This window comes from Haemophilus sp. UMB1048 (assembly GCF_030218125.1).
Classification (GTDB): Bacteria; Pseudomonadota; Gammaproteobacteria; order Enterobacterales; family Pasteurellaceae; genus Haemophilus_D.
This window is the reverse complement of record NZ_JASOPB010000016.1, coordinates 1-1,034: the sequence shown is the minus strand read 5'-3', so window position 1 is coordinate 1,034 and position 1,034 is coordinate 1. Positions and strand designations below refer to the sequence as shown.

Here is a 1,034-nt window from a genome sequence, read left to right as displayed (position 1 = left end):
AGGGGCTTCATTGAATGCCGGACGCTGAAAGAACAGGGCATTGAACGACGTCCCGAAGTGCATCTGGGTTTTGAAGCTGCCGGACGGCTTGATGATGCCCAGCGTCATGACATCATGCAAAAACGGTCTGAACCGGACTATTCCCGCCATCTTGAACAGGCGCGAACGGTCGGGCATGACATCAGGGAATGGCTGGACACTCCGGTTAAGCAACATGAACTGGTCAGAAGGCTGCAACATGATGTTGCGCGGGAGCATGGCTTTGACATGAGAGACAGAGTGAGCAGACAGAACCGAACTGCACCTGAACGGGTTAAATCACCGTCACGTGGATTTTCTATGGGATTCTGAACATGGCCAGCACAGAAGAAAAATTACTCACGCTCCTGTTATCGGTGGAGCATCTGCAACATACCGCAATGGAGCAACAGAAAGCTGTTGCTGATTCTCTGGCTGTGGCAAGGGAAACTCTTCGCGGATATCGGGATATTTCTGACGGTGTGGCAAAACAGGTCAGGGATGAAGTCAGAAACGAGGTGCAGAAGCTGGACGTGGCAGGACTGATAGGTGAGCGCATCAGCCAGGATTTTCAGCGGCTGGAAGAGTCAGTCGCAAACATGAAGGCAAACGCGGATGCCCTGAACAGGGATATTGCGACAATTCACAGCAATATCGTGCAGGAATACAACACCCTTAAAGGGTATAGCTGGAAATGGCTGGGTGGGGTGTCAGTGGCTTTTCTGGTTATGTTCTGTGTGCTCGGATGGGGAATGAAAACAATACTCGACAGGAACTACAACGCCACAGCGGCGGTGTATCAGAAAGTTGTGACACTGGAAGATAAACTGGTGGAGAAACCTGTCACGGGGAAGAGCCGGAAAAACTGACGCGCTTCGCTTGTCCAACGCCTCACGGAGCGCGAAAGGATTTCGCGAACCGTTCACCGTTTTTTCCAATATGATTCTGTCTGCTTTGGTCGATAAAGCAGACGATAGTATTCCAGCCTTCGTATATATAACGGTACGTGCTCATCA

General features: G+C 50.9%; 2 protein-coding genes. One reads left to right on the top strand and one right to left on the bottom strand.

The window, feature by feature from the left end; all coding sequences use genetic code 11:
* Positions 1-258, bottom strand: a 258-nt coding sequence (locus tag QP437_RS10620; protein ID WP_369279309.1) for a hypothetical protein, incomplete at its 3' end; no start/stop codon positions are given.
* Between the two features lie 95 nt (positions 259-353).
* On the opposite strand from QP437_RS10620, the gene QP437_RS09640 reads away from it, so the two are divergent.
* Positions 354-887: a hypothetical protein gene (locus QP437_RS09640; protein WP_000168770.1), complete on the top strand. Its 534-nt coding sequence runs from the start codon at positions 354-356 to the stop codon at positions 885-887.
* Positions 888-1,034: the final 147 nt, after the last annotated feature.